7 protein-coding genes and 1 pseudogene are annotated in these 7,237 nt (G+C 55.2%); 7 read left to right on the top strand and 1 reads right to left on the bottom strand.

Annotation, left to right across the window (positions count from 1 at the left end; translation table 11 throughout):
* Positions 1-608 precede the first annotated feature (608 nt).
* Complete coding sequence (queD, locus tag H8S59_RS14680; RefSeq protein ID WP_080238016.1) at positions 609-965, bottom strand: 6-carboxytetrahydropterin synthase QueD; 357 nt, start codon at positions 963-965, stop codon at positions 609-611.
* A gap of 198 nt (positions 966-1,163) precedes the next feature.
* Here queD and H8S59_RS14675 point away from each other — a divergent pair, with 198 nt between their 5' ends.
* From H8S59_RS14675 to H8S59_RS14650, 7 genes and pseudogenes are all read left to right on the top strand, one after another.
* Positions 1,164-1,472 carry a PepSY domain-containing protein gene (locus tag H8S59_RS14675; protein WP_187521870.1) on the top strand — a complete coding sequence of 103 codons (309 nt, stop codon included), beginning with the start codon at positions 1,164-1,166 and terminating at the stop codon, positions 1,470-1,472.
* Entirely contained in the window at positions 1,472-1,777 is a 306-nt protein-coding gene (locus H8S59_RS14670) for a PepSY domain-containing protein (RefSeq protein ID WP_095097550.1), read from the top strand. Before H8S59_RS14675 ends, H8S59_RS14670 begins: the two co-directional genes overlap by 1 nt.
* Positions 1,777-2,448 (top strand): response regulator transcription factor, encoded by a 672-nt coding sequence (locus tag H8S59_RS14665; RefSeq protein ID WP_095097546.1) that lies wholly within the window; start codon positions 1,777-1,779, stop codon positions 2,446-2,448. The genes H8S59_RS14670 and H8S59_RS14665 overlap by 1 nt, the downstream gene beginning before the upstream one ends.
* Positions 2,445-3,770 (top strand): sensor histidine kinase, encoded by a 1,326-nt coding sequence (locus H8S59_RS14660; protein ID WP_187521869.1) that lies wholly within the window; start codon positions 2,445-2,447, stop codon positions 3,768-3,770. Before H8S59_RS14665 ends, H8S59_RS14660 begins: the two co-directional genes overlap by 4 nt.
* Positions 3,771-3,945: 175 nt before the next feature.
* A pseudogene (locus tag H8S59_RS27345) lies at positions 3,946-4,767 on the top strand (cache domain-containing protein); the annotation flags it as partial.
* A gap of 36 nt (positions 4,768-4,803) precedes the next feature.
* Positions 4,804-5,625, top strand: coding sequence for a methyl-accepting chemotaxis protein (locus H8S59_RS27340; protein WP_371856764.1), 822 nt, complete (start codon positions 4,804-4,806; stop codon positions 5,623-5,625).
* A gap of 489 nt (positions 5,626-6,114) precedes the next feature.
* Positions 6,115-7,179, top strand: coding sequence for an AI-2E family transporter (locus H8S59_RS14650; RefSeq protein WP_087265269.1), 1,065 nt, complete (start codon positions 6,115-6,117; stop codon positions 7,177-7,179).
* Positions 7,180-7,237: the final 58 nt, after the last annotated feature.

Raw genomic sequence — 7,237 nt, 5'->3', positions numbered from 1 at the left:
GTGTGCCTGAAAAAATTAGCGGGTTATGCGCGCGCTCTGGCCAACCTTGGTAGGACCGAATTCATTCGGGAGGGCTGTCTGCCAGGCGATACAGAGGCTGCGGATATACCATCCCCTCGCGAACAAGTTCGCTCCTACCGGTCCAGCGTCCATGCGCCAACCTCGGTAGGACCGAATTCATTCGGGAGGGCTGCATTTCAGGCGATACACAGGCCGCGGATGTACATCCCCCTCGCGAACAAGTTCGCTCCTACCGTCCGGCATTCATGCGCCAACCTCGATAGGACCGAATTCATTCGGGAGGGCTGCATTTCAGGCGATACACAGGCTGCGTATGCACCGCCCCCCTCGCGAACAAGTTCGCTCCTACCGGTCCAATGCCCATGCCAACCTCGGTAGGACCGAATTTATTCGGGAGGGCGTCATCTGTCCCAGCGCTGATCTTTGGGTAAATGCGGCTCGCGGCTAAAGCCGCTCCTACGATGAGATATCGCCTTCCCGGATAAAATCCGATCCCACGGCGCTCTGCATTGTTGCTATACACGGCATTCCCTTAGCCACAAAAAAGCCCCCCTTGTGGACAAGGAGGGCTTTCTCAATACCAGCGATTATTCACCGCGGTATATGCAACCGCTGGTGCACGTCTCGTGAATCCGAATAGCAGACAGCTCTGGCAACAGCGGCTTGAGCTCGGCAAAGATCCATTTGGCGAGGTTTTCGCTGGTTGGGTTTTCAAGCCCGGGTATGTCATTCAAGTAGTGGTGATCAAGGCGCTCATAAAGCGGTTTGAATATCGCCTTGATTTCAGAGAAGTCCCGGATCCAGCCGATGTGCGGGTCGACTTCACCTTCCAGATGAATAGCGATACGGAAGGAGTGGCCATGCAGCCGTCCGCATTTATGGCCCTCGGGAACGTGAGGAAGGAAGTGGGCTGACTCGAACGTAAACTCTTTAAAAATTTCCAAAATGTTCAACTCTAAAAAATGGCGATCGTCGCAGCGACGCATGCAGGCCAAGAGTTTATCAGCATTGGTTTGGGCTATGCGCTAAAACCCGGTCGTTCATCCGTACTGATGGCATCTAGCCAGATCGATTCAGGTTGAATTAAGTTGGGACGTTTATCCTAAGTGGATAGGAATAAACATTCTCAACGGAGCCTGATAGTGAAAACTCTGACTGCGCTTTTTGTCTCTGCCCTTCTGGTATTTACCAGCGGTGCAGTCAGCGCTCGCGACATTTCCCCCGACGAAGCTGCTACATTGCGCGCCGCTGGCACCATTCAAAGCGCGGAGCAGCTCAACGGGGCAGCCTTGGCCAAACATCCTGGCGCGACGATCAATGACGCCGAGCTTGATGAAAAATACGGCAAGCATGTTTATCAGGTTGAGCTTACCGACACTCAAGGTATCCACTGGGACGTAGATATCGATGCTGCAACCGGGAAGGTGCTCAAAAATCATCAGGACCGATAATGAAGTTACCTAAGCGTCGTGGCACTCTTATTTGCCTTGTGCTGGTCTGCATCTCTGTGCAAGCGAGAGACCTGGATCAGGATGAAGCGCTGAGTTTGCGTCAGAAGGGCACTATTCTTCCGCTTGAGCAGTTGATGGAAATGGCGATGGCCCGGCACCCGGGTGCCAAATTATTAGAGGCAGAACTTGAAGAGAAACATGGCGTGTACGTTTATGAGTTTGAGATTCTGACCTCGGAAGGGGTGGTCCGCGAGCTGAAATATAACGCTCGGGACAGTCGACTATTGAAGGATGAGGAAGACTGATGCGCCTGTTATTGGTAGAGGACCATGTCCCGCTGGCAGATGAGCTGCTTTCCGGTCTGGGCAGACAGGGCTATGCCGTTGACTGGCTTGCGGACGGGCGTGACGCGGTTCACCAAGGCGTAACCGAGCCTTATGATTTGATCATTCTCGACCTCGGCCTGCCAGGGCTTCCCGGTCTGGAGGTGCTTGAGCAATGGCGCTCCGCAGGTCTGGCAACGCCGGTTCTTGTACTGACGGCCCGAGGTTCCTGGTCTGAACGTATAGAAGGGCTCAAGGCCGGTGCCGACGACTACCTGACCAAACCTTTTCATCCGGAAGAGTTACAGCTGCGTATTCAGGCGTTATTGCGTCGCTCTAAAGGACTGGCCAATCAGCCTCGTCTTGAATCCGCCGGTTTGCATCTGGACGAAGGGCGTCAATGCGTTAACCAGGGCGGTGTAGATATTCAGCTGACGTCCGCCGAATTCCGGTTGCTGCGTTACTTCATGCTGCACCCGGAGCAGATTCTTTCAAAAAGCCATTTGGCTGAGCACCTGTATGACGGTGAAAACGAGCGTGATTCCAACGTCATTGAAGTGCATGTGAATCACCTCAGACGCAAGCTCGGGAAAGCCGTGGTTGAAACCCGACGCGGTCAAGGCTATCGTTTTGGCGGGGAGCCTGCTGCTTGAAGTCTATTCAGCGTCGCCTGAGCATCGGGCTTATCAGCGTGATGGTTCTGGTGTGCGTGGTGTTGGCCCAAACCAGCCTATGGCTGTTTGAGTTAGGTTTGCAGCGCTACCTGGAAGCCGGACTGCGCAACGAGAGCGAGAGCCTGCTGGTTGCCTTGGTACGCGGCCAAAATGGCGTGCAGCTGGATGAGCACCGACTGTCGCCTGCCTATCAGCGGCCTTATTCAGGGCACTATTTTCGAATTGATTTCCCTGAAGGACACTGGCGCTCTCGATCATTATGGGATCTGGAGATTCCTGATCCAGGTTCAAGCGGGTTACATGCCAGCTATGAGTTAGGCCAGACAGGGCAGTCCTTGCTACTGCACAAGGCCGATTATCGAAAATTCGGTCAGGACATCTCAATTACTGTCGCCCAGGACTACACACCGGTCAGGGCGAGCTTTCTTCGTGTGCAACAGATTGGCCTCGGATTGGGGCTTGCCGCTCTCCTGCTGATTCTGGCTCTGCAGCGTGTGACGGTACGTCGTGCCTTGCGTCCACTGGACCGGGCTCGTGAACAGCTTGTTCAGCTCCAGCAAGGTAAGCGTTCCCAACTGGATGAAGAGGTACCCGTAGAGCTCGAACCTCTTGTGTCGCAAATCAACCATTTGCTGGAACACACCGAAGACAGCCTGAGACGCTCGCGCAACGCTCTCGGTAACCTGGGTCATGCGTTGAAAACGCCACTGGCAGTCTTGTTCAGTGCCATAGCCAGCCCCCAGTTCGATGCTCATCCCGGCTTGCGTAATATTCTTCGTGAGCAGTTGGAACAGATTCAGCAACGCCTGGCGCGTGAGCTCAATCGTGCACGGCTATCCGGCGATGCGTTGCCCGGTGCGCATTTTGATTGTGATGCAGAGTTGAGCGGACTGTTCGCCACTTTGCGCATGATCCATGGCGAGCACCTCAACCTAGAGATGCAAGTCAAGCCAGGCCTGTCTTTACCTTGGGATCGGGAGGATATTCTGGAGCTGTTGGGCAACTTGCTGGATAACGCCTGCAAATGGGCCGACAGCGAAGTACTGCTGACGATTAGTCGGCAGGAAGCGAGCTTCAGTATTGTGATCGAAGACGACGGCCCCGGTATCCCTGAAGCCATGCGCGAGGAAGTCTTCAGCCGTGGTGCGCGTCTGGATGAGCAAATCACCGGTCATGGACTGGGCCTCAGTATCGTGCGCGATATCGTTCAGGTGTGGGGCGGTCATCTGCAACTTGAAGCCAGCCAGTCAGGTGGGCTTCGAGTACGTATTGATCTGCCTGATCGTTCAGCGATCGATTGACTTGCTCAGTAAGCGATTAAGCATGTCATTAACCTGGCAACTACCGCTCAATATTCCTGCGTTCAATATGGGCGTTACTTACGAGTAACTCCGAAATCTCTCAACCTTTCGGCCATATTGCCGATACAAGCCCAAGATCAAAATTTAAAAACAACAAATTGATGCTTGGGGTCCTATGCGCATTAGCCTGAAAGCCAAAGTACTTTCACTGGCCATCCTGCCAGTGCTGATATTCGCGTTGATCATCAGCGTGACAACAATTCTCATGTTGCACGACCAGGCAAAACGCGAGGTCAGCGAAACTCGCGAACGGCTGCTGAATGAAGCCAAGGCTACGCTGCAAAACTATGTCGCCATTGGCATGACTGCTATCAAACCGATCTACGATGCCTCGCCGGCTGGCGATGAAGCTGCCCGGGCACAGGCGATAAAATTGCTTTCCGGCATTTCCTACGGCAAAGACGGCTATTTCTTTGGCTACGATTCGCAATCGATACGCTTGTTCAAGGCAAACAGCCCAGATGGCGTCGGGAAGAGCTTCAAAGAAGCTCGCGATCCGAACGGCGTATATGTCAACAATGAGCTGGTGGCGGTAGCTAAAGCCGGTACGCACTATCTTCTCTACTCTTCACCGCTGCCCGGCAAGACCGAGCTGCTGCCCAAGCTGGGCTATACCGAATATTTACCCAAATGGGACCTGGCGTTCGGCTCATCGGTCAATCTTGATGGCATCGACGCTGAGGTTGCACTGGTCGAGCAGGACGTTGACGCCCGGCTGCAGAAAATGTTGCTAAGTATCATCGGCGTTGCACTGCTGGTTCTTGTCATCATCAGCATCATCGGCGTTGTGCTGGCCGGAACCTTGCTGCGCCCACTGCGTTTGATGAAAAACAACCTCGATGACATTGCCGCAGGCGAAGGGGATTTGACCCGCCGTCTGGCCGTGACCAGTCAGGATGAGCTGGGCGAGCTGGCCAGCTCCTTTAACCGCTTCGTCGACAAGATCCATGGTCTTGTCAGCCAGATATCCGGCATGACCGGACAATTGACCGGTCTGGTCGGCGAAGTATCGAGCCAGGCGCAACGCTCAGAGCAAGCCATGGAGCGCCAGCGTCACGAAACGGATCAGGTTGCCACCGCGATCAACGAGATGTCCGCTGCCGCTCAGGAAGTGGCGAAAAGTGCCCAAGGTGCTTCGGTCGCCGCACAGAAGACCGACGAGGAGGGCCAGTCGGCCAAACGCGTCGTCGATGGCAGCATCAAACTGATTCACGCGCTGGTTGAAGATATTCGTAACAGTGGCTCGTCCCTGGATAGCCTCCAGAAAGACGTGTCTTCGATTGTGAGCGTACTCGGGGTGATTCGCTCCATCGCTGAGCAGACCAACCTGTTGGCCCTCAACGCCGCCATTGAGGCTGCACGTGCAGGGGAGGCGGGTCGTGGTTTTGCGGTGGTAGCCGATGAAGTGCGGGCGCTGGCGAGTCGTACCCAGCAGAGCACCCAGGAAATCCAGGGCATGATTGACCGCTTGCAGAAGGGTACACAGACCGCTGTCGATGCCATGCGTCGCTCCAGCGAAGCTGGCGATGGTACCTCCGTGCAGGCCAATCAGGCAGGGTCTTCACTGGATGCCATCGGCGAGCTGATCACAACCATCAACACCATGAACGCGCAGATCGCCAGCGCCGCTGAAGAGCAAACGGCAGTTGCCGAGGAAATCAACCGAAGCGTGCATCAGATTGCTTCCGCCGTTGATACGGTTGCCGATGAAACCCGGCAAAGCGCGCAGACCTCCCGCAGCCTGAATGATCTTGGTCAGCGCCTTGGTGCATTGGTTGGGCAGTTCCGGGTTTAACTCGCGTGAGAAGTGCGCTACGAATGGTTGACCTGCGGGAGCGCCCTCGTCGTCCGACGCGCCGCGTTGTCGCGTAATAAACAGGGATCCTGTAGGAGTGAGCTTGCTCGCGATAGCGGTCGATCTGTTAAGAGGATAGCGTCTGACCTGACGCTATCGCGAGCAAGCTCAGTGCACAGAATAAGCATTTAAACTCAGACAGTTATTTCATGTTTGATGAGCGCTACCGAAGGCTGCGAAGCATTTATCCTGACGCACCGCTATCGCCGCCTTCGGCAGCTCCTACAGATCAAATGTCTGCCGTCAGACAGCGCGGTGTAGCGACACTTTGCGATTTCCTGCAAACCCTACGGCCAGGCGCATTCTCTGCTGTACTTCCCTTTCCAGAGCCTTCCTCTGCAAGCCAAGCAGAATGATGGCACTCGTCCGTTGATTGGCTGACTAAGGATCAGGTCAAGCGAGTTGCTTGCCTACTGACATGGAAAGGACATGAACGAAACCACGTTGCAATACAAAACCCTGATCCTGCTGTTGGTGCTGGTGACCATCGCGTTCATATGGATCCTGCTGCCGTTCTACGGCGCGGTGTTCTGGGCGGTGATCCTCGGCATCATCTTCGCGCCGGTACAGCGTCGCTTGCTGCTGAAATTTGGCTGGCAGCGAAATCTGACGTCGCTTTGCACCTTGATGATCTGTCTGGTGATCGCGATTTTACCGGTCATTGTCATCAGTGCCTTGCTGGTTCAGGAAGGTGCCACGCTCTACAAGAACGTCGAAAGCGGGCAACTCGATATCGCCAGCTATCTGGCCGAGTTCAAAGGCTTGTTGCCGCATTACGTTCAGGGCTGGCTAGACAGACTGGGCATGGGCGATCTCGATGGTCTGCGCGACAAGATCGCCAAAGGCGCGATGCAGGGCAGTCAGTACCTGGCGACGCAGGCATTCAGCTTCGGTCAGGGCACCTTCGACTTCGTCGTGGGCTTTTTCATCATGTTGTACCTGCTGTTCTTCTTCCTGCGTGATGGTCAGGAACTGGTGCGCAAGATGCGTATTGCTGTGCCTCTGGCTGAACCCCAGAAGCGTCGCCTGCAACTGAAGTTCACGCGCGTCGTGCGTGCCACCGTCAAAGGCAACGTCGTCGTCGCGATCACCCAGGGTGCTCTCGGTGGATTTATCTTCTGGTGTCTCGACATTCCCAGCGCTCTGCTCTGGGCGGTCATCATGGCATTTCTGTCGCTGCTGCCAGCCGTGGGGGCGGGGATTGTCTGGGCACCGGTGGCGGTTTACTTCCTGTTGAGCGGGATGATCTGGCAGGGCGTAGTGCTCGCGCTGTTCGGTGTGTTTGTGATTGGACTGGTCGACAACGTGCTGCGACCTATTCTGGTCGGCAAAGATACCAAGATGCCTGACTACCTGATTCTGATCTCCACCCTGGGCGGCATGTCGGTATTCGGCCTGAATGGTTTCGTGATCGGGCCGATGGTCGCTGCGCTGTTCATGTCTACCTGGGGCCTGTTCGTCAGCGCCAAGAAGACGGTACGTTTGCCGGGTTGAGATTCTCCTGGCGAAAAAAAACCTGCTCAATCGAGCAGGTTTTTTTATGCGTCCCGTC

The organism is Pseudomonas folii (genome assembly GCF_014357575.1).
Lineage (GTDB): Bacteria > Pseudomonadota > Gammaproteobacteria > Pseudomonadales > Pseudomonadaceae > Aquipseudomonas > Aquipseudomonas folii.
The sequence above is the reverse complement of the archived record's forward strand: the minus strand, read 5'-3'. Positions and strand labels throughout refer to the sequence as shown.

Bases quoted from the DNA above. Each gene is read 5' to 3' on its own strand.
- H8S59_RS27340 (WP_371856764.1), top strand. From the start codon at position 4,804: ATGACCGGACAATTGACCGGTCTGGTCGGCGAAGTATCGAGCCAGGCG.
- H8S59_RS14650 (WP_087265269.1), top strand. From the start codon at position 6,115: ATGAACGAAACCACGTTGCAATACAAAACCCTGATCCTGCTGTTGGTG.
- H8S59_RS14665 (WP_095097546.1), top strand. From the start codon at position 1,777: ATGCGCCTGTTATTGGTAGAGGACCATGTCCCGCTGGCAGATGAGCTG.
- H8S59_RS14670 (WP_095097550.1), top strand. From the start codon at position 1,472: ATGAAGTTACCTAAGCGTCGTGGCACTCTTATTTGCCTTGTGCTGGTC.